Annotated in this window: 20 protein-coding genes; 11 read left to right on the top strand and 9 right to left on the bottom strand. The window is 41.3% G+C overall.

Annotated elements, in window-relative coordinates; translation table 11 throughout:
* Positions 1-64 precede the first annotated feature (64 nt).
* Positions 65-280, top strand: coding sequence for a DUF2839 domain-containing protein (locus tag V7K69_RS16550; RefSeq protein WP_114081445.1), 216 nt, complete (start codon positions 65-67; stop codon positions 278-280).
* 281 nt (positions 281-561) lie between these two features.
* Here the strand turns inward: V7K69_RS16550 and V7K69_RS16545 are convergent, their stop codons facing one another.
* A complete protein-coding gene (locus V7K69_RS16545; protein ID WP_335036159.1) occupies positions 562-1,614 on the bottom strand; it encodes a glycerate kinase in 1,053 nt (350 codons plus the stop codon).
* Positions 1,615-1,665: 51 nt separating this feature from the next.
* The gene (locus V7K69_RS16540; protein ID WP_335036157.1) at positions 1,666-1,998 is read right to left on the bottom strand and encodes a DUF565 domain-containing protein; all 333 of its coding nucleotides are present in this window, start codon (positions 1,996-1,998) and stop codon (positions 1,666-1,668) included.
* Between the two features lie 552 nt (positions 1,999-2,550).
* Between V7K69_RS16540 and V7K69_RS16535 the strand changes: the two genes are divergently transcribed.
* From V7K69_RS16535 to V7K69_RS16520, 4 genes are all read left to right on the top strand, one after another.
* The gene (locus tag V7K69_RS16535) at positions 2,551-3,177 is read left to right on the top strand and encodes a hypothetical protein (RefSeq protein WP_335036155.1); all 627 of its coding nucleotides are present in this window, start codon (positions 2,551-2,553) and stop codon (positions 3,175-3,177) included.
* A gap of 435 nt (positions 3,178-3,612) precedes the next feature.
* A complete protein-coding gene (gene psaC / locus V7K69_RS16530) occupies positions 3,613-3,858 on the top strand; it encodes a photosystem I iron-sulfur center protein PsaC (protein WP_012411495.1) in 246 nt (81 codons plus the stop codon).
* 392 nt (positions 3,859-4,250) lie between these two features.
* On the top strand, positions 4,251-6,131 hold the full coding sequence (gene glmS, locus V7K69_RS16525; RefSeq protein WP_335036153.1) for a glutamine--fructose-6-phosphate transaminase (isomerizing): 1,881 nt from the start codon (positions 4,251-4,253) through the stop codon (positions 6,129-6,131).
* Positions 6,132-6,918: 787 nt separating this feature from the next.
* Positions 6,919-7,278 carry a hypothetical protein gene (locus V7K69_RS16520; RefSeq protein ID WP_163932378.1) on the top strand — a complete coding sequence of 120 codons (360 nt, stop codon included), beginning with the start codon at positions 6,919-6,921 and terminating at the stop codon, positions 7,276-7,278.
* A 105-nt stretch (positions 7,279-7,383) separates the two neighbouring features.
* On the opposite strand, the gene V7K69_RS16515 is transcribed toward V7K69_RS16520, so the two are convergent.
* From V7K69_RS16515 to serA, 3 genes are all read right to left on the bottom strand, one after another.
* Entirely contained in the window at positions 7,384-8,679 is a 1,296-nt protein-coding gene (locus V7K69_RS16515) for a hypothetical protein (protein ID WP_335036150.1), read from the bottom strand.
* Between the two features lie 213 nt (positions 8,680-8,892).
* Entirely contained in the window at positions 8,893-9,813 is a 921-nt protein-coding gene (gene prmA / locus V7K69_RS16510) for a 50S ribosomal protein L11 methyltransferase (protein ID WP_335036148.1), read from the bottom strand.
* Between the two features lie 171 nt (positions 9,814-9,984).
* Complete coding sequence (gene serA / locus V7K69_RS16505; RefSeq protein ID WP_335036146.1) at positions 9,985-11,565, bottom strand: phosphoglycerate dehydrogenase; 1,581 nt, start codon at positions 11,563-11,565, stop codon at positions 9,985-9,987.
* A 621-nt stretch (positions 11,566-12,186) separates the two neighbouring features.
* Between serA and V7K69_RS16500 the strand changes: the two genes are divergently transcribed.
* Positions 12,187-13,032 carry a Uma2 family endonuclease gene (locus V7K69_RS16500; RefSeq protein WP_335036144.1) on the top strand — a complete coding sequence of 282 codons (846 nt, stop codon included), beginning with the start codon at positions 12,187-12,189 and terminating at the stop codon, positions 13,030-13,032.
* Positions 13,033-13,139: 107 nt separating this feature from the next.
* Here V7K69_RS16500 and V7K69_RS16495 read toward each other — a convergent pair whose 3' ends face one another.
* Both V7K69_RS16495 and V7K69_RS16490 read right to left on the bottom strand, forming a co-directional pair.
* Complete coding sequence (locus tag V7K69_RS16495) at positions 13,140-13,994, bottom strand: HIT family protein (RefSeq protein ID WP_335036142.1); 855 nt, start codon at positions 13,992-13,994, stop codon at positions 13,140-13,142.
* A 102-nt stretch (positions 13,995-14,096) separates the two neighbouring features.
* On the bottom strand, positions 14,097-14,879 hold the full coding sequence (locus tag V7K69_RS16490) for a Uma2 family endonuclease (RefSeq protein WP_335036139.1): 783 nt from the start codon (positions 14,877-14,879) through the stop codon (positions 14,097-14,099).
* 164 nt (positions 14,880-15,043) lie between these two features.
* On the opposite strand from V7K69_RS16490, the gene V7K69_RS16485 reads away from it, so the two are divergent.
* Positions 15,044-15,745, top strand: a complete 702-nt coding sequence (locus V7K69_RS16485) for a hypothetical protein (protein ID WP_335036137.1) — start codon at positions 15,044-15,046, stop codon at positions 15,743-15,745.
* An 18-nt stretch (positions 15,746-15,763) separates the two neighbouring features.
* On the opposite strand, the gene V7K69_RS16480 is transcribed toward V7K69_RS16485, so the two are convergent.
* Positions 15,764-16,072, bottom strand: a complete 309-nt coding sequence (locus tag V7K69_RS16480; RefSeq protein WP_334690722.1) for a HigA family addiction module antitoxin — start codon at positions 16,070-16,072, stop codon at positions 15,764-15,766.
* Positions 16,073-16,087: 15 nt separating this feature from the next.
* Positions 16,088-16,372, bottom strand: a complete 285-nt coding sequence (locus V7K69_RS16475; RefSeq protein WP_335036134.1) for a type II toxin-antitoxin system RelE/ParE family toxin — start codon at positions 16,370-16,372, stop codon at positions 16,088-16,090.
* A 140-nt stretch (positions 16,373-16,512) separates the two neighbouring features.
* On the opposite strand from V7K69_RS16475, the gene V7K69_RS16470 reads away from it, so the two are divergent.
* From V7K69_RS16470 to V7K69_RS16455, 4 genes are all read left to right on the top strand, one after another.
* Entirely contained in the window at positions 16,513-16,728 is a 216-nt protein-coding gene (locus V7K69_RS16470; protein ID WP_335036132.1) for a hypothetical protein, read from the top strand.
* Between the two features lie 54 nt (positions 16,729-16,782).
* Positions 16,783-17,868 carry a bifunctional DNA-binding transcriptional regulator/O6-methylguanine-DNA methyltransferase Ada gene (ada, locus tag V7K69_RS16465; RefSeq protein ID WP_335036130.1) on the top strand — a complete coding sequence of 362 codons (1,086 nt, stop codon included), beginning with the start codon at positions 16,783-16,785 and terminating at the stop codon, positions 17,866-17,868.
* Entirely contained in the window at positions 17,852-18,490 is a 639-nt protein-coding gene (locus tag V7K69_RS16460; protein WP_335036128.1) for a DNA-3-methyladenine glycosylase family protein, read from the top strand. Before ada ends, V7K69_RS16460 begins: the two co-directional genes overlap by 17 nt.
* A gap of 61 nt (positions 18,491-18,551) precedes the next feature.
* Positions 18,552-19,550: a DMT family transporter gene (locus tag V7K69_RS16455; RefSeq protein ID WP_335036126.1), complete on the top strand. Its 999-nt coding sequence runs from the start codon at positions 18,552-18,554 to the stop codon at positions 19,548-19,550.
* Positions 19,551-19,738: the final 188 nt, after the last annotated feature.

The raw sequence follows: 19,738 nt of genomic DNA, 5'->3' as shown, positions 1-19,738 counted from the left end.
TGTCTATAGCCATAATTCCTGGCAAGATAAATTTAGAACCTAAGTAAAAATTGAGTTGCTGATTATGGGTGAAGCAAAGCGTCGCAAAACCACACAAGGGGAAACATACGGTCAAGAGACTCGCATCTTGCCTTGGCTTCCCATCACAAAAATTCAAGGCGAACAATTTGTCAGTTGGACAACTCGTGGTGCTTGGATAGGCATTATCCTTATGGTTATAGGATGGGCAACTATCCGTTTTATTGGCCCAGCCTTCGGTTGGTGGCAAGTAGTCTACTAAATCCTGCTGTTAATTTTCTCGCTCTAAAAGACCTTGAATCTTACTCCCCTTCCCTTGTGGTCTATCCATTAGTCTTATGTTTAAGTGAGTTGTGGTTTTGTTGGTAAAGATCCGGGAAATGGATAGCCCGCAAGTAAGGAGGGCATTAAAAGGAGCCAGCGCGATCTTTTCCCAAATACAGAGGCTATCACTAAGGCGTTTGCCCAAGTGAGCAACTGGCGTGAGGAATACAATGAATTTGGCAATCATAACTATTACCCACCGGACATGATTGCTACGAATTACGAATTAGCCCGATCGCAATAAACTTCACCAAAGCTATGATCGGCATGAATTTCAACCACTAGATCAACTGCTGTTGCATCTTTTACCAACGGCTTGATAAATAATTCCGGGTGAAGCGATCGCCAAAAATAATTGACAAATTTCTCTATCTCTGCATTGCTCATTCCCGACTTCCCAGCAGCGATCATTTGCTGTTCTGCCTGTTTGCGCCACTCCAAAGAACAGCGATAATCGGTTGGATATAGCACAATTAAGCTGTCCAATCGATCCCAAAGTGGTAAATAATCGTGGAGGCGAAGATTCATATCACGAGCAAATGCTCTATCTTCATTTGTGACAATTGGCGGTGGTGCAGTATCAAATACATCTGGGTTAATTGGTCGCACACCCACAAACCAACCTTCAAATAATACAATATCTACATCTGTAACCATTTCTGAAGTAGTGCGATCGCCAGCGCCTTTGTATGCAGATTTATCAAAGCGGGGAACCATAACTGAACTTTGCGACTGACGAATGCGATCTAGTACATCTAAGCCTAAATCTACATCGTGGGTTCCTGGTGGGCCGCGCCAAATCAGGCGGGGATCTTGCTGTGTTAAAACCAAGCGATCGCTGTAAGTTTTATATAAGTCATCCAAAGATAAACTCAGAGTTTGGTATCCCAACTGATTCAGAATCAAACTGAGAACCTTAGACATTGTAGTTTTACCAGTGCCTTGTCCTCCTAATATTCCTTGAATCAGAGGGCGTTCCAACTGTTGGCGCTGCGATGCTAGTTTGATCCCCAAAGGCAGCCACAAGTCCCACAAGACCTGTAACATTTTCTTAGGTTCGATTTGGAGGGTAGTTTGGCAGAATTGGCTAAAAGCTGGGAAGACAGATTTTAGTAAATGCGATCGAACAGCGATCGCTTCATCGACATTTTCCGGCACGATCCCAAAAGCTTTTGCCCTTAACTTATCTGCTAGTGCTGCTTCTCTTGCTTCCTGCTGCCAAGTTTCAGTTACAGTTTCTGAAATTAAAATTTCACCCAACCACAAACTCATAATTTCCCCTTGTCCCCTTGTCCCCTTGTCCCCTTTTCCCCTTGCCCATTCTCACGATCCCAGCTTAAAGGCTTCGAGAAACAGGCTGTAGGTGAAACCAACTTTGAGGAGATTTAGTGAGTCTACCAAGAGCGATCGCCTAGTAAAAAAGCTCTGACTGTAAAATATTCTACTGGTGACTTCCGTTAACACTACTAAAAAACCAGCTACCACAATATCTAATTCTGCCCGTTGACCAGCTGTAGTGGAAACTGCGTTTCCCAGAAAAAAACCAAACAAAAAACTAATTATCAGCAACGATAATCGCCGCCAAGGATTTAAAAACCATTGCCCTAAGCGTGTAGCAATGGCATCCAACAAGTTATTCAGACGAGTGTTTTGCATTAGATAGACTTCTGGGAAAAAGTCAAGATATCTTGAAATATCTTTATATTATTAAATAATATATTGGTTTTAGCCTAAGCTTATTTGTTAATATTATAGATATATGCTGGGTTTCCAGCGTTGATTGAAATTTCCACATCTTATCATCTTTAAGGAAGCACAGGCGCTTTCAAGGCTGCTTGTTCTAACTCAAGATGAAATATATTTATCATCTCGGCTGGCAAAAGACACTTTGTTGTCTCTGCTAGTATTTTCACGATATTTTTATTTTTCTATAAAAATATATTTGCTGATTTGGTATCGAATTTTCTTGTTTTTATCCAAGCCTACGGTCAATACACAAAGCAATTAGTGTCTGTAACTGTTGTTTTTCAGTCATCAATGAAATAATTTCCTCCAAATATTTTCTAATCAGAATGATACTTATAATACATTGATGTGCTTAATCTGAATAAAATCTATCTTAAGCTACTTTTCATAATTGTCTTTCGTGATAATAGGCTACTATTTGGTCAAGCCTAGACAAAATATTTATTTCTAAAAACTATCAATATGAAATCTTTAGTGTATCGTAACGTCGGTGTTACAGCTTGTTGCTTGGGACTGCTTGTTGCTCTGGTGGGATGCTTTGGAGTGAGTGTATCCTTTGAGTCCACAAACCCAGATACATCTTCACAACTGCCAAGTGAAACTCAAGAGTGGGAGACAACTTCCTCTAAACCTGTTACACCTGAAAAAGATATTTCCGTTAATCTATCTACGCCAACCAATAAAGTAGAACATAGTAGTAAAGAGAATACTTATCCTGTCTTAGCAGAGCGTGATAAATCAGCAAGCGTTGCTAAGAAGAATCAAGGGACTTTGCGGATGAGCAATCAAACAAATCAACCTGTACGCCTAGCTCTACTGGCGCGACAGTCGGTAGCAAAAGGCTCTGGTACTAAACAGGCTAACTACGATGTACCAGCACATTGGGATTTTGCCCCTCAAGAAGGTAGTGAGAAAGGACTGGTTCTATCTTTACCTCAGAATAATTTGAAGCTGGAGAAGGGAGATATTTTAGTTGCCTTTGCACAAGATGGCTCCCGTCGTTATTGGGGCCCCTATGTTGTCGGTGAAACTCAATTACCTAAATGGAATTCGCAAAATAGAGAATGGCAACTAGTGCTGAGTCCATAATCTATAGCAATCAGAATTGAATTTTCTGTTTGAAAATGTGCTTATTAAGAGTTATGAAAACCTAGAAGCTGTAGGAGCAATTTATGTATTGCCGCTACGTTAATCAAGCACAGCTTCACATAGAATCGATATGAGGATTGCTAAATAGTTACCATAGATAACTTCTGCATTTAGCCTTGTAGATTGACTTTTGTTTCATTTGTTTTTACTATTAAACCCCATTATGGTATAGGGCTAGCGTAAATACGCTCATCTGATGTTGCTAATAAATAGAGCAATCGGGGCAATCTCGGAAAAACGACTTATTAAGGGTGCTTATTACATTGTTTGAAGTTATGTAGCCTTTTGATTACGGCCTATCAAACACTGCGGTAAACTATGCGTTGATTATGATTCTTTCGCAGAGAAGAACACTCGAAAGGAGCGGTTTTTTCAATGTCTCACACCGTAAAAATCTACGATACCTGCATTGGCTGCACCCAATGCGTCCGCGCTTGCCCTACTGATGTACTTGAGATGGTTCCTTGGGATGGCTGTAAAGCTGCTCAAATTGCCTCTTCACCCCGTACAGAAGACTGCGTGGGCTGTAAGCGCTGCGAAACCGCTTGTCCCACCGACTTTTTGAGCATCCGGGTTTACCTGGGCGCTGAAACAACTCGCAGTATGGGTCTGGCTTACTAAAAAGCTAGTGCCGAGTGCTGAGTGCTGAGACAAAAAGAAGTAAATCAAAAAAGCTAATTTCTTGATTCTTCACTCAGAACTCGGAACTCGGAACTTCAGACTTTGAAGTGTGTCAATATCAAGCACCTTTAGCATCGTAGAGTGGACACTACCTGCTTTACGAAATTTTAATTTTAGATTGGGGATAAAAATCTCTGGGTACTTAAATCCTAGAAGCGTATTTGTACTGTCAGGTCAAAAGCTGACTGTGAATCTGCTTTAAAAGCCCAAAATCCATAACAATACCTAGTGGTAGAGGGAGTAATATTACTCCCTTTTTTCTTTGCAAAACGTCAAGTTTGTGCTAAACACTATACTGGATTTAATCATCCTGAAAAAAAGCGGTGTGAACAATGTGCGGAATCGTTGGATATATAGGCACTCAAGCGGCGACAGACATTTTACTGGCTGGGCTGGAAAAACTAGAGTACAGGGGCTACGATTCTGCTGGAATCGCCACTGTTTGGGAAGGTGAAGTTAATTGTGTGCGGGCAAAGGGCAAACTGCATAACCTGCGCTCTAAACTAGAACAAATAGAAACCCCCGCCCAAATTGGTATTGGTCATACTCGGTGGGCAACTCATGGTAAACCAGAAGAATACAATGCCCATCCCCATTTGGATACGGCAAAGCGAGTGGCGGTGGTGCAAAATGGCATTATCGAAAATTACCGCGACTTACGCGAAGAACTCAAAGCAAAAGGACACCAGTTTGTTTCTGAAACTGATACTGAAGTAATTCCCCATCTCATAGCCGAATTTTTAAAGAATATTCCTCCCTCATCTTCCTCATCTCCCTTCTTGGAGGCAATTCGCCAAGCCGTTAACCATTTGCAAGGGGCGTTTGCGATCGCAGTTATTTCTGCTGACTACCCCGATGAATTGATTGTTGTCCGCCAACAAGCGCCTTTGGTAATTGGTTTTGGGCAAGGGGAATTCTTTTGTGCATCTGACACGCCTGCGATCGTTGCCTACACCCGTGCGGTGCTACCTTTAGAAAATGGCGAAATTGCCCGTCTCACTCCTTTAGGCGTTGAGATTTACAATTTTGCTGGCGACAGGCTGAAAAAACAACCCCGCCTGCTCAACTTCAATCCTGCAATGGTAGAAAAGCAGGGATTCAAACACTTCATGCTCAAAGAAATCCATGAGCAACCAGGGGTAGTCAGAGCGAGTTTAGACGCTTACTTTAATCCAGCCGAATCTACCGAATCACCAATCAATCTTGGCTTACCTGCGGATTTATACAATGATTTAGAACAAATTCATATCGTCGCCTGTGGTACAAGTTGGCACGCAGCATTAATTGGTAAATATTTACTTGAACAATTAGCAGGAATTTCAACTCAGGTACATTACGCTTCTGAGTATCGCTATGCACCATCACCTGTGACGGCTAACACGTTGATTATCGGTGTTACCCAATCAGGCGAAACTGCCGATACCCTAGCAGCTTTGACAATGGAAAAAGAACGTCGCCAAGATAAAGAACCTAAATATCAAGCGCGACTACTGGGTATTACTAATCGCCCCGAAAGCAGCCTCGGTCATTTAGTGCCCCATGTCATCAGTACCTTAGCAGGAATTGAAATTGGGGTAGCGGCGACAAAAACTTTTACCGCCCAACTGATGGCGTTTTATGCTTTGGCATTGGATTTAGCCGCCCGTCGTCAGACTGTTTCAAAAGACACATTAGATAAAATTATTAACGGGTTGCGGCAGATTCCTAAAGAAATTGAGGCAACTTTGGAAACTCAGGAACGTTTAACCGAACAGCTAGCCCACGAATTTGCTGAAACCCAAGATTTCATCTTTGTGGGAAGGGGAATTAACTTTCCCATTGCTTTGGAAGGGGCGTTGAAATTAAAAGAAATCAGCTACATTCACGCTGAAGGGTATCCGGCTGGAGAGATGAAACATGGCCCGATCGCACTTTTAGATGCGAAAGTACCAGTAGTTGCGATCGCAATTCCTGGTAGTGTGTATGAAAAAGTTATTTCAAATGCCCAAGAAGCCAAAGCCAGAGATTCTCGGTTAATTGGCGTGACACCCGTCAACGATGGCGAAGCTGCGGAAATCTTTAACGATCTTCTTCCTATCTCTCATGTAGAAGAGTTACTTTCTCCAATTCTCACAGTAGTTCCCCTGCAATTATTGGCTTATCACATTGCCGCCCGTCGCGGTTTGGATGTCGATCAGCCCCGGAATTTGGCCAAGTCAGTAACGGTGGAATAGTTTATTAATAGAGGTAGTAGCTGTTGTACAACAATAAAAAGTCGTATAACAAATAAAATAATCATACAACTTATCCTGTAGGTCAATATGCAAGCATCTACAGGAATTTTTATGAGAGCAATACAACAAGAATTTAATACCGATAAAAAACACTTAGGAGGAATGTGAACGATCGCATTTGTTGCATAAGTTAGTCGAATGTCAAAATGAAACTCATTACAGTAGGTTGCCTAACTTCGACACTTTGGCATAGTTCGACTCTGCTCATCAGCCGCTCAGTGCATTGCTTCCGCTCAACCATCACAAGAACACTCCCTCACACAAGAACGCTCCCTGAGCGAAGTCGTTCGCATAGCGTCCCGCAGGGAAGGGAGCAGCTTCCGCCAAGACGTATCTGTGTTTGGTGCAGCTTGTAGCAGCTTCCGCTTTAAGAGTAGCAGCTTCCGCCAAGACGTATCTGTGTTACGCGCAGCCTGTAGCAGCTTCCGTCTTCCCTGTAAGAACTTCCGCCAAGACGTTTCCGTGTTTCGTGCAGTCTGTAGCAGCTTCAGCCTTAACGTTATGAGATAACAGACTTGTGTTACAGCATTTTCCCTTAAATAGAATACGCTTTTAAGGCACAGTACTGCTATGCCTCAACAATAAATATGGTTTTGATTAACAAAAAATGTTGTAAGGTACTTAAATTTTAGGCTTTTTCATAAAAATCAACAATTTCACGTATGACAACTTCTTCAACAGTTGTCCACTATAGAGTTATCAGTAATTTAGAAAATGCGTATTAATTATGGCAAGGGCGAAACGCAATTCACGTACTCTTGGCAAAGCTGAAGTACGTTTAGCAAGCATTAAATCTATTAGTCCAACTCTCGATGTCGGAGAAAAGTTAACAGTCAAAGATTATACTGAAAAAATCGAAAGCCTCCGAAAATCTCTTGAAGCATACAATACCACCCTCTCTACTATTGATGTCTTACTAACCCAGATCGTTGAAAATGAACAAGATTTGGCAGACTATTCTGAAAAGATTTTGCGTGGTATTGCTTATAAATATGGTAACGATAGCCATGAATATCAGATGGCTGGCGGTGTTCGGAAAAGCGAGCGCAAGCGTGCTGTACGTCAAAGCGTAGTTTTGTCGAAGTAAGTAGGCGCATTACTGCGATCGCATCCCTCGCAACTCAAGTTGTTGATTCAGCTTTGCACTTGGGATGCGATCGCACTCAATTAACGATCCTATCAAGGTTTATAATTATTGATTTTGATTATTTGAGACCACAGTACTGGTTTTGTCATTTTCTAGTTCTCTCATTAGAGAATCAAAACCACTAGCGTTGTTTCCACCTTTAGACAATAAAGACTGAATTTTATTTATTATTGCACTCATATTGTCAGAGAAAAATCTACCAAGATTATTCACAAAGTTTTTCAGTTTCTCAAATATACTCATTTCTACAGTTGAGTACTTATTCACAATTGGATATACAACTTTTCCTTTTTCTGTTTCATAGTACTCTTGTTCAGGCATCAACATAGATGTAAGTGGTTGCACCTGTTTTGCCATATCTGCTTCGGTTCGTTTATGGCTGAGGAATAAAACATCGTAAACTTTCCCGTTCCAACTAGCCCAATAATGGTTTTGGAAAAACCACCGCTTACCATCATCACAATTAGGCTTTTTACCTTGGTATGGCGTAACTCCAGCTTCACTCAAAAAAGGTTTGGCAATGCTTTCAACTGTTATTTTCTCGATGCCAAAATATTCTTCTGCAACTTTCTTGAACGCACGAGCTAATGTCTGACAATCTCCTTCTGGAGAGCCTTTTAAGAGAGTTTCTTGGCTCTTACTCACCATTGTGTATTGAAATTGGATATTGCCAAAGTTTTTGAATAGTTGTTCTAGGATTTTATCTTCTGGTAATGTGTCGTCTATACCTTTTACTAATGTTTTGGCTAGTGAGTAATCTTGTAAAAATTTTTGTTTTTTATTTGCCGAGTTATTTGCTGTTAATATTTCTTCAGAACTTGCTTGGATGTTTCTGCTACCTGGTAAGGTCGTCTGTTGTCCTTCCTGGTTTTGCAAAGTAGCTGGATTAATTTGGCTGACAACAGAAGTAGCTACTCTATCAGCTTCTTGCTCATACTGATCTCCTGGTTCGCCAACAGTGAGTTTTGGCTGTATTATTGGTTCCCGAAGGGGTTGCATTTGTGCCAGCGATACAGCATCAGCCCGTTTGATCGCCATTTTGTCAATGTTATGACCAAACTGAAAAGAGTGTTCTTTACCTTGCTGCAACGACTCATTCATTTTTGCCTGTAATACTGTGAGTCGTTCCTGTCCGTCTGGCGTGATAGTGCCATGCTTGGCTTGGATTTGGAGTTTTGTTGCCTCAAACTGATACTCTTGAAATTTCTGATTCTCTACTTTTGCCTGTACTATAGGCTTGTTGGAGCCAAGTTGAGAGTGAGTAGTTAAAAGGTGCTGACCTTGCTCTGACTTAGAAGCGGATGAGTCAGCTTTTTTGTGGATTTGTAGCCGTTCTTTCATCGCTGGTTTCAAAAGTCAATAGTGGTTAATCTATATATTATGTCACTTCAGATTGCTTGATTACTTATACTTAAGTCGAATACTGTTAAAACGTATCATCCATTTTTTCTACAAGACTGACGCAAACCATAGCTGAAACCTTCATTTTTAGCTAGGGGCAATTCATATATACACAAAGTCGCTTCCCGCAGGGTATTGCCAGTTTTGCGTCGGTTAAGAACGCCGTACATTCAAGCAACACCATTCTTTTCGTTTCCACAGGGTAGCAACGACCCAACCATTTTGTTCTAAAGCGTCAGCAACAGCTTTAGATTGTTCTAGTAAAATACCACTGAAGATCGCCCAAGTTTCAGGTTTAGCGATCGCACTCATTTCTGGAATCAACTCAATAATTACATGAGCCAAAATATTGCAAACTATACCGTCTACTGGTTTCTCAAGCAGTTTTGTCAAAACGTCTACACTTCCCAGTGCTGGTAGTAAACGTTCTGAGCCAATGTCATTCAGGATACCATTACTGATAGTTGATTGCACCGCTAAAGGGTCATTATCTACTGCATAGACTTTTTCGGCTCCTAATAGCAGCGCCCCAATGGAAAGGATACCAGAACCACAGCCAATATCTGCAATTACTAGATGTTCATGTTTGCCACTATTACCCACAAATGACTGAGAAACTCCACTCAGTCGCATTTCTAGGGATTCCAAACATAGCTGAGTGGTGGCATGGTTGCCCGTACCAAATGCTACACCAGGGTCAAGACGAATTACCAACCGTTCTGTTGTTTCTGGTAATGGTAGCCAGGCGGGGTTGATTAGGAAGCGATCGCCAATTTCTTGCGGATGCCAATATTGTTTCCAGCTAGTTGCCCAATCTTCCTCATCAATTAACTGCCATTGCAGAGAGGGAGATGAAACTCCTACACAAAGGGCATCTTGACGCAGCCAAAGTGACAGTGCTGCCAAATCTAGTAGCTGTGTTTGAATTGTCGATAAATAAGCCCTAACTAAAGATGAATTTCCTTTGTTTTCACTAGCTGTTCCCCGACAGCCAAAATCTTCCAGTCGCCAAAAGATTGAATCTTCTAGGTCTGGCTCACATAAAATCTGTAGTTCCCACCAGGTGTTTGCCATTTTTGAGTGCTGAGTCGTGAGTGCTGAGTGCTGAGTGTGAGAGAGTTATGAGTTATCAGTTATCAGTTAGGAGTTAGGAGCTTTTAACTCTTCACTACTTACTCCTAACTTTTTTTCACTCAGCACGGGCTAAACGCCCCGCTACCGCTAACATTACTCAGCACTCAGCACTCATAGTGTTACTGTATATGCGTCCCGAATACCAGGGACTTTTATAATCTCATCCAAAATGCCTTCAGGTAAAGGGTCATCTATACTCAGAGCCATTACCGCATCACCACGGACGATTTTACGGCCTACCTGCATACTGGCAATATTCACATTAAAACTGCCGAGTAAGGAACCAAGTTTGCCGATAATCCCTGGCATATCGCGGTGCAGGGTAAACAGCATATATTTGCTGGGTGGGACGTTAATGGGGAAACCGTCAACATCAGTTAGGTGGATTTCCCGCTCACCCAACAAAGCGCCGGTGACAGAATGAGTACCCAAGGTGCCAGTGGCTTCTAGATGAAGCGTTCCGGCATAGTCTCTGATGGAAGCATCGCGGGTTTCAATTACCCGAATTCCGCGTTCTTTGGCTTCTATACTGGCATTGACATAATTTACCCGTTCCCGCAAAGCTTGGTAAAGTAAACCTTTGAGGGCAGCTACTACCAAAGGCTGACTTTTGTTTGTCGCAAGTGCCCCTTGCAGACGAATATTGAGTACTTCCACGCGTCCGCCAGCTAGCTGTCCTACTAGATTACCTAGAGTTTCTGCTAGCTGCATATAGGGTTTGAGTTCTTCCAACACATCGGGGCCAAGTCCGGGAATGTTGACGGCCGAACGCGCTGGTAGTCCTAAAAGGACATCCCGAATTTGTTCGGCAACATCAATAGCCACATTTACTTGAGCTTCTGCGGTAGAGGCTCCTAAGTGGGGGGTGAGGATAACTTCTTTGCCTAGCGATCGCAATTCCGATTCACCCAGTGGTTCTGACTCGAACACATCCAAGGCTGCACCACCGATTTTACCCGCTTTTAGGGCTGCTGCTAAAGCTACTTCATCAATGATCCCACCACGAGCGCAGTTGATAATCCGGGCTGTGGGTTTCATTTTTGCCAAAGTTGTGGCATTGATTAAGTGGGTAGTTTCTGGGGTTTTCGGGATGTGTAGGGTGATATAGTCTGCTTGCTGGAAGAGTAAATCTAGCTCCACCAACTGACAGCCGATTTGTTCGGCTCGTTCTGTAGAAATAAAAGGGTCATAAGCTAGGAGTTTCATCCCCATTGTCTTAGCTACAGCCGCAACATGGGAGCCAATTTTACCCAAACCGACAACGCCTAGAGTTTTTTTGTAGACTTCCGCGCCAACAAAGCTATTGCGATCCCACGCACCGCGTTTCACCGAGGCATTAGCATCGGGGATGTGGCGAGACAAAGCCAAAATCATTGCTAGCGCGTGTTCGGCGGCGGCAATTGTGTTTCCCTCTGGAGAATTGACTACCACAATTCCCCGGCGTGTGGCTGCGGGAACATCCACATTATCCACACCTACGCCAGCACGACCAATGATTTTTAGCTGAGTGCCGGCTTCAATGATTTCTTGAGTGACGCGTGTACTAGAGCGAATCATCAGCGCGTCATACTCACCAATAATTTCGATCAGTTCTGCTGGTTTTAGACCTAGTTTGACATCAACAGTAGCAACTTGCGAAAGAATGTCAATTCCAGCTTGGTCAATAGAATCTGAGACAAGAACCTTAGACATGATTACTTCATTTAAAGCTACAGGTTTTGCTGCACAAGACTTTTTAGTTTAGTCTTTATCTGTCGCAATTCAGCAAAAATTATTCGTTTTAATATCAACTTCACCTTTACTTACGCTACGTGCTGATGGTATCGAAGCGTGAGTTGCTCCCGGTGGGTACTGCCTCCTAAGTATTTAAAGATGAGTGGCTGTTTGCACAACCCTGTCGCTAAATATAAAGCATTAATAGCACTAAGCACCTATATATTTATTAATAGTTAAGAGTTACCAAAATTTTATTGCCTTAAGCAATTTCCTTTATGGGGTAGAAACGCTTACATTCTTGACTGGGCTGCAACTTTAGCTAAGGTAATGCTCTGCACAACTAACAAATGAGCCAGTAACTATTTTATCTGTAGAATTTTAGTTATTTATCAATACCACAAGTGGTATCACTTAGTCAAAATAAAATATTTACATTATTCAAGATGGATCGCAATAAGTAGGTAGACGTAAATCCTAATCATTAATCTACGTGCATTACCAAACAGCCCTTTTGTAGATATTACTAGTGGAGAAATCGCTATAATTCTGATGAGCCAAATAGAGCCAAATATCCTTTGATTTTTGGGGAAACCAGCGATGTTAAACTACAACTTGCCAAGGCACTTGCCCTCAGCCGAGGAACTACCAGACTCTGACGAAACGCCTGTGGATAATGAACTGCAAGAATTGATACCAGGTTTGCTGAAAGCGATCCTGCTGATACTTTGGTCAGAACGTATGGACTGGCTATTTGCCATAGATATGGGTATTTATTATCACCCCGATAAACCGCCCATTGTGCCAGATGGATTTTTGAGCTTAGGGGTAGAGCGGTTTTATGATGAAGAGTTGCGTCCCAGTTATGTGCTGTGGGATGAAAATGTTGTACCGATTTTCGTGCTAGAAGTCGTTTCTCAAAATTATCGCAAGGAATACACGACTAAATTGGATGAATATGAGGCTTTGGGCGTACTTTACTATGTGATTTATTCCTCCCGTCGCCGCCGCAAACCTCATCTAGAAGTACATAAGTTAGTTAATGGTAAGTATGAATTGCAAGAGGGAAACCCCGTTTGGCTACCAGAAATCGGTTTAGGAATTGGTTGCGAAAGAGGAAATTATTGTGGCGTAACACGGGAATGGATGTATTGGTATGATGAGCAAGGACAACGTTATCTCACGCCCGCAGAACAAGTAAAGCAAGAAGTACAACGCGCTCAACAAGAAGCTCAACGCGCTCAACAAGAAGCTCAACGCGCTCAACAAGAAGCTCAACGCGCTCAACAAGAAGCTCAACGCGCTCAACAAGAATCACAACGCGCTCAACAAGAAGCTCAACGCGCTCAACAAGAAGCTCAACGCGCTGAAGTTGCAGAACAACGGGTGCAACAATTGACAGAACAATTAAGATCGCTAGGAATCGATCCAGATAATCTGGGTTAACTAAAATATTTTGCAATATTTTCAGCAAGACTAAAAAATCAGGTTTTTCAGATTTATGTATTTACTATAAATTCGGGTTTGCGACTGGAAGCTGTCAGTAAAAGAAACTATTGCTTTTTAGAAATAACGTTCCTGATTCCACTTTTGGTAGATATAGTATCACCTTTGTAACGAGGGATAATATGAATACTGGCGTGCATAATATTTTGACCTGCGGCTCGATTGATATTCATTCCTATATTAAAGCCATCAGGTTCAAATTCTACTTTGAGAAATTCTTGTACTTTATTCACCATAAACCAGCAAGCAGATTGTTCTTTAAATGGCAGCTCAAAATAACTGTTTACATGACGTTTGGGAATAACTAAAATGTGTCCTTTGCTTATTGGATAGCCATCAAAAATAGCATAAGCAGTTGCTGACTCAGTTAATAGTCTAAGAGTTTTATGGGGATTACAGAATATACAATAATTAGATGAATTTCGCTGATGATTATAGTGGAGATACTCATATACTTCCCGATATTCATCTAAGCAAATTGAACTAAAGGGAAGTTTGACAATACATTGATAAGTAGGTTTTTTGTGAATATAATGTTCTCGAAATCCTTCTTTTTTGATATCTCTTCTGACAGAATAATAAGCTTTGCCTCCTGGTTTTAATAAATGTGATATTTCCATAAGAACATTAGTTTGTTCTTCAGTAAATAAAACATTTAAAACATAAAAGCAAATTATTGTATCAAACTTAGTCTTAGGATATTCTGGAAAATAATAAGGGTCATAGCCTGTAATATCATAACCTTTTTGGCGCAGTATCTTAACATCATTACCAAAGCCACAACCAAAGTCTAGTATTTTGCCTTGGAGAAGGTTTTGATTTAATAAAAATTGTGCAGGAAATGATAGATAACTTCTTTCGATCGCAGTAAGATAGCTGAACTGATTTTTCTGCTGTTTCATGGAATTTTGGTGCTAATGTACCAAAATTATTATTCCCAGCATCTCTTTAGGTTATGCGATGTCTACGATGGTCACTGAGCCAAATCGAAGTGCGGGCTACGCCTACGCATCAGGGTCAATACCTAGCTCACGTAACTTAGCTGCTAATATATCAGCACGTTGGCGTTCTTGTTCAGCACGTTGGCGTTCCTGTTCAGCACGTTGGCATTCCTGTTCAGCACGTTGGCGTTCTTGTTGGGCTTGTTCGCTGCTCCACAATAGCAAATTTCCTTCTCTATCCCACCAGCGCAGCCAATTCATGGTTTGGCATAATCTTTCACCTTGCCAAATTCCGAGAAATAACTCTAACTCAGGAATCCAGTAACGTCCATTCGCATCTGCTTGCTGCAAGGTATATTGTCCATTTTGCAAGCATCGTATTTCTAGACTGGGTTCGTAAGGGTCGTAGGTTACGTAGGTTGGAACTTGGAGAATCTTTTCGTAATAATAGAGTTTACCGTAGGGTGGAGTTGAACGGACTGATAATTCTCCACCTTCTGTATCTGAGAGAAATTCCATCACTACGGCCACAGCAGCGCCTTCTAAATTCGGTGTGTAGCTGCGACGAACTACATTTGTTCCCACAGATTGCACTTGAGGAACAAAAAACCAGTCTGGGGCTTTGACAACGATTTTTTGGTTGACTGTGGCTACAAGCCCAAAATTAGAGCCAATCAGCATTTGAGGTTGGATGCGCTCTGTACTTCCCAAAGCATCGGTAAGCGCAGCAGCGATCACAGGTTGTTGAATATTTTCCACTGGATCGTCTGGTAAAATGAAGTCGGCTGGAAGTGCTTCCCAAGTAACAATTGGTTCTTTTTGGATGGGGTTAACTTGTAGAACCATAAAATTATTCCTAATATCCATGCACAGTATATAGTTATTTTTAACAAATCTTCAGTTGGCACATCTGTGCGATTGCAGCATATAAATTCAGATAATCTTAAGTTTTGGATGAATACACTCGCACTGCCTAAAAACCCAGAAATCTAGAAAGATTTCTCAGACTGGTGTATATACTCGTAGTCAAGCACTTAGCAGGCGTGAATATTATGCTGGAATGGTTTATTAGCTGGATAGCAAGCAATGCCTTTCTGCATCGGAAATTTTTAGAATATTTCTGTGCTTGGGAGTTTGTCTGGCAGTTTGAGAAGGAAGGCAGTATTTCAATTGAGGATCTCAAAACTGAAGTTTTTGGCAAACACTGGCAAGATGAAACTTGGCATGAGGTATTGCGGCTAATTGCGGGAATGATTGATGCGAAATTTGTTGGTGAAATTCTTGATTACTTGATGGTGCAAGATGGTGAAGAGGAAAAATTTATTAACTTGTTTTTAGCGGCTAAGTGTCTTGCAGAGGTGAAAAATCGCTCGGTGATTGCGCCAGTGGCTAATAAATTATTTGGCAAGGTAAAAGACTTAACTAAATATGACCTCTGGTATTATTACAGACCCTTTGCAAATGCAGAAGAAACCAAGTTAGTTCAGGAAGTTCGCATTCAAGCAGTTGTAACAATCGCCGCAATTTGGAAAGATAACTGTGATACCTTACACTGCCTCAAAGACCGCGCCACTGCTGATAATTATCAGTATGTGCAATATGCAGCCATCGAAGCATTAGCCAGCAATTTCAAAGATGACTCGGACACCCCCTCGTTTCTCAAAGACCTCACCACTGCTGATAATGAAAAGTATAAAAGTTGGCAGAATTAGAGATGTAGCTTGACAGAATCAGATTACATCATTAAACGAAAGTGTAGGTATTTGATTATAAACTTCTGCATTTTCTTCAAGAGCTTGACGTATATCGTATTGCGTTTGTAAATTTAACCAAAACTGAGCGCTGTTACCAAAATAGCGAGATAAACGCAAAGCTGTATCTGCTGTAATAGTACGTTTTCCAGATAAAATTTCACTAATTCTTGTCTGAGCTACACCTATATCTTTGCTTAATCGATAAGGGGTGATATTTAGTGGCTCTAAAAATTCTAGTTGTAGGATTTCTCCAGGGTAAATATTTGGCAAACGGTTGTTGTTCATGATTATTTCCAGGCATCAGTGATAATCTACTATTTCAACTTCCGAAACATTGTTCTCATCCGTCCAAACAAAGCAGATTCGCCATTGATTATTAATACGAATACTGTACTGCCCTTTCCTATTGCCAAGTAGCTTTTCTAAACGATTACCAGGTGGAACGAGTAAATCATTAATTGATGTTGCAGCGTCAAGAATAAGCAGTTTTCGTAAAGCAGTTTTTTGGATATTGGGCGGATACTGAGAGGATGTAAAGCCGTCAAAGATAAGCTTTGTCTCTTCAGATTTAAAACTAACAATCACAATCCTATCGCTTTACGTTACTATCGTCAAACGTTAGTATATACTTCAAGGTGAGCTTGCGAATTTCCTTGGTCAAATCTGCGACGACAGCAGACTCTCAAAATTCCTCAAGAACTTTTAGATATATTGAATGAATCATCTTGAGCAGATATTCATGGTTAACTGTTACCCAAGCCGAAAACATGAGAACAGTAAAAAGTAGCAAAACTCCAAAAAAGCGATCGCTAAACATCTACCAAAATAATCCTAAATTCTCGAAAATTACGCACCCAGAACACCGTCTAGCCGTAGTTGCAGTAAACAAAGCCGACTTCGATCGCAACAATCAGATAGAAAGTGGTTTTCAATCCACTTAATCTAGTGTTAGCAGCTTTGTACATAGCGTAACAGAAAGGGCAGAGGTGGCATGAATGCAATCACAACAGACACAACTTTTTGAGGAAACCCTCTGGAAAGCCGTTCTCAATCGAGATGCCACAATTGACGGCAAGTTTTTCTACGGTGTTCGTTCCACAGGCATTTATTGCCGACCTATTTGCCCTAGTCGCAGACCAAATCGTAATCAAGTTTGTTTTTTCCAGTCAGCAAAAGAGGCTCAAAGTGCAGGTTTTCGACCTTGTAAGCGCTGTCAGCCACAATCTGGAACAGTTCCAAATCCAGCCAAAGCAAAAGTCTTAGCAGTATGTCGATACATTGAAGCACAAAGCGATCGCATCCCCACGCTCTCAGAATTATGCTCTCAGGTGGAAATGAGTCCCAGTTATCTGCAAAAGCTATTCAAGCAAATAATTGGTGTATCCCCTTTTCAATATGCAGATGCGCTGCGTAGCCAACGATTAAAGCAGCGTCTCCAGTCAGGTGAGGAAATTGCTCATGCAGTTTATGACACGGGGTATGGTTCAAGTAGTCAAATTTATGAAAAAGCACCGAAGCAACTGGGAATGACACCAAAAATTTACCAACAAGCTGGAAAAACAATCAACATTGTCTATGCGATCGCTTCATGTCCGCTAGGATATTTACTGGTGGCAACAACAGGCAAGGGGATTTGTGCCGTTAAACTAGGTGATGAAGCAGACAAACTTGAATACATCTTGAATCAAGAATTTCACCAAGCGCACATCATACGTGATGACCACATACACAAAGAATGGATACAAGGAATCCTCGACTTGATTGCGGGAGATGAAACACATCTCGATTTACCACTTGATGTTCGTGGTACAGCATTTCAGAAACAGGTTTGGCAAGTATTACAAAAAATTCCCTATAGCGAAACTCGTACCTACACTGATATTGCTCGTGATATTGCCAAACCCCAAGCAGTACGAGCGGTGGGAAATGCTTGTGGAGCTAACCCGATCGCAGTGATTATACCCTGTCATCGGGTGCTGCGGAGTGATGGCAGTCTTGGTGGTTATCGCTGGGGGATTGAGCGCAAACAAAAACTGCTTGTACAAGAATCGAAATCGATTAAAGATGACTCAAATACCTGAACTAGAATCATTGACTGAAGAAAGTCTCACCCGTGGTTTAATGGTGCTTGCCAATCTTGACAGCGATTTGGCTCGGATTTTAGAAACACTCGGGCCTCCACCAATATGGTCAAGAGAACCGGGTTTTGCAACGCTTCTGTGCATAATTCTGGAACAGCAAGTTTCCGTAGCGGCTGCAAGGGCTGTATTTAACCGTCTATGTGGGGTTGTTGTATCGCTAACGCCAGAAAATTTTCTGACATTGGATGATATTCAATTGAGAGAGATTGGATTCAGCCGACAAAAGATTCTATACTGTCGTGGATTGGCGAATGCGATCGCAAGCGGTCAGCTTGACCTCAGCAAGCTGGAAAGAATGGACGAAACTGCTATCAGAACTGAGTTAAAGCGCCTCAAAGGTATAGGAGACTGGACAGTTGATATTTATTTACTCATGGCGTTGCAACGTCCTGATGTCTTTCCTAAAGGCGATTTAGCGATCGCGATCGCTTTCCAAAAAATCAAAAACTTGGCGACACGTCCAACACCATTACAACTAGAAGCAATGACACAGCACTGGCGACCGTGGCGAGCAGTTGCGGCAAGACTTCTATGGCACTATTACCTAAGTAATCCCAAATAATTGCTCCTTCTCCCTCGGCGCACTTGGCGACTTGGCGGTTCGTATAATAAATATAAACTAAATGGCAGAAAACCAATTAAGCCTAACACCAGAAAAGTCTGATAAAACTTTAAACATCCTGCCGATAATCATAGTAATAATTGCATTATTAGCTTTATCTTCAACAGCAATATTGATTAAAATTGCTCTTAGAGAAATGAGCGCTACTGCTACATTATTTAATCGTTTATGGATAGCGACTATTATCTTTGGATTATGGAGTGGAATTAACCAAGCGCGGACTCAAATTAAAGATGATCAACCTGTATTACCACAGCAGCCTTATCCAATCAAAGAGATAGCGTTTTTAATAGCAGTGGGTCTAGTTCATGTATTAGGTCGATTATCTTGGACTTGGGCGCTAACCCAGACTGGTGCTGCTAATGCTAATGCGTTAGGTAGTCTTAATCCCCTATTTACTACATTAGGAGGATGGCTATTCTTTAATCAGATTTTTGGGCGCAAATTTATCATCGGTCTGATATTAGCCATAATTGGCGCGATCGCAGTTGGATTTGAAGATTTATTACGCTCTAATAATAATTTTACAGGTGATGCTGTTGCCCTGATATCGTCGATATTTTATGCAGCAAACTTTTTATTAATTGAGCAAATCCGCAATAAGTTTTCAATTATTACTATCCTTCTCTGGCGCTGTGTCATTGCAACTTCATTGATGATTCCATTAGTGCTAATCTTTGAAAAACAACCTTTGCCAGTTACTTTGTCAGGGTGGTTAGTAGTATTTGCACTAGCTGGTATTTGCGAAGCCTTGGGTCATGGGCTAATTGTATATAGCCTGAAAACTTTTTCTTCAGGATTCATCTCTTTACTTTTGTTACTTAATCCAGTAATTGTTGCGATTCTTGCTTGGATACTTTTTTCGGAAAATTTGAGTGTTTTTAACTTGCTAGGGTTGGCATTAATTTTAGGGGGTATATATCTAGCAATTTCTAACCAAGGATCTATCAAATCTAGCGTTAATCCCCCCATACAATCTCTACAAGAAAGTGAATCTTAATAAGTTCGTAGTAAGAACTTTAGTTTTGATTTTATAAGAGGATGTTTTAAAAGTCCTCTTATCGGTAGTAAAACCTTTTAGATCCCCCTAAATCCCCCTTTTTTAAGCTATCCATTACCCGGATCTTTCTCAACAAAACATAAAAATACTTAAAGAAAGGCGAAAAGGTTGATAGATATAGTTTTGAG

The sequence above is a fragment of the Nostoc sp. genome (assembly GCF_036917775.1).
GTDB lineage: Bacteria > Cyanobacteriota > Cyanobacteriia > Cyanobacteriales > Nostocaceae > Nostoc.
Note: the sequence above shows the minus strand (reverse complement) of the source record. Positions and strands in the feature narration are given on the sequence as shown.

Excerpts from the sequence above, each read along its gene's own strand:
- prmA (WP_335036148.1), bottom strand. The coding sequence starts at position 9,813 with ATGGCAAACACCTGGTGGGAACTACAGATTTTATGTGAGCCAGACCTA.
- V7K69_RS16460 (WP_335036128.1), top strand. The coding sequence starts at position 17,852 with ATGACTCAAATACCTGAACTAGAATCATTGACTGAAGAAAGTCTCACC.
- V7K69_RS16540 (WP_335036157.1), bottom strand. The coding sequence starts at position 1,998 with ATGCAAAACACTCGTCTGAATAACTTGTTGGATGCCATTGCTACACGC.
- psaC (WP_012411495.1), top strand. The coding sequence starts at position 3,613 with ATGTCTCACACCGTAAAAATCTACGATACCTGCATTGGCTGCACCCAA.
- V7K69_RS16480 (WP_334690722.1), bottom strand. The coding sequence starts at position 16,072 with ATGAACAACAACCGTTTGCCAAATATTTACCCTGGAGAAATCCTACAA.
- V7K69_RS16535 (WP_335036155.1), top strand. The coding sequence starts at position 2,551 with ATGAAATCTTTAGTGTATCGTAACGTCGGTGTTACAGCTTGTTGCTTG.
- glmS (WP_335036153.1), top strand. The coding sequence starts at position 4,251 with ATGTGCGGAATCGTTGGATATATAGGCACTCAAGCGGCGACAGACATT.
- V7K69_RS16490 (WP_335036139.1), bottom strand. The coding sequence starts at position 14,879 with ATGGTTCTACAAGTTAACCCCATCCAAAAAGAACCAATTGTTACTTGG.
- V7K69_RS16495 (WP_335036142.1), bottom strand. The coding sequence starts at position 13,994 with ATGAAACAGCAGAAAAATCAGTTCAGCTATCTTACTGCGATCGAAAGA.
- V7K69_RS16500 (WP_335036144.1), top strand. The coding sequence starts at position 12,187 with ATGTTAAACTACAACTTGCCAAGGCACTTGCCCTCAGCCGAGGAACTA.
- V7K69_RS16515 (WP_335036150.1), bottom strand. The coding sequence starts at position 8,679 with ATGAAAGAACGGCTACAAATCCACAAAAAAGCTGACTCATCCGCTTCT.
- V7K69_RS16455 (WP_335036126.1), top strand. The coding sequence starts at position 18,552 with ATGGCAGAAAACCAATTAAGCCTAACACCAGAAAAGTCTGATAAAACT.
- serA (WP_335036146.1), bottom strand. The coding sequence starts at position 11,565 with ATGTCTAAGGTTCTTGTCTCAGATTCTATTGACCAAGCTGGAATTGAC.
- V7K69_RS16545 (WP_335036159.1), bottom strand. The coding sequence starts at position 1,614 with ATGAGTTTGTGGTTGGGTGAAATTTTAATTTCAGAAACTGTAACTGAA.
- V7K69_RS16520 (WP_163932378.1), top strand. The coding sequence starts at position 6,919 with ATGGCAAGGGCGAAACGCAATTCACGTACTCTTGGCAAAGCTGAAGTA.
- V7K69_RS16550 (WP_114081445.1), top strand. The coding sequence starts at position 65 with ATGGGTGAAGCAAAGCGTCGCAAAACCACACAAGGGGAAACATACGGT.
- ada (WP_335036130.1), top strand. The coding sequence starts at position 16,783 with ATGCAATCACAACAGACACAACTTTTTGAGGAAACCCTCTGGAAAGCC.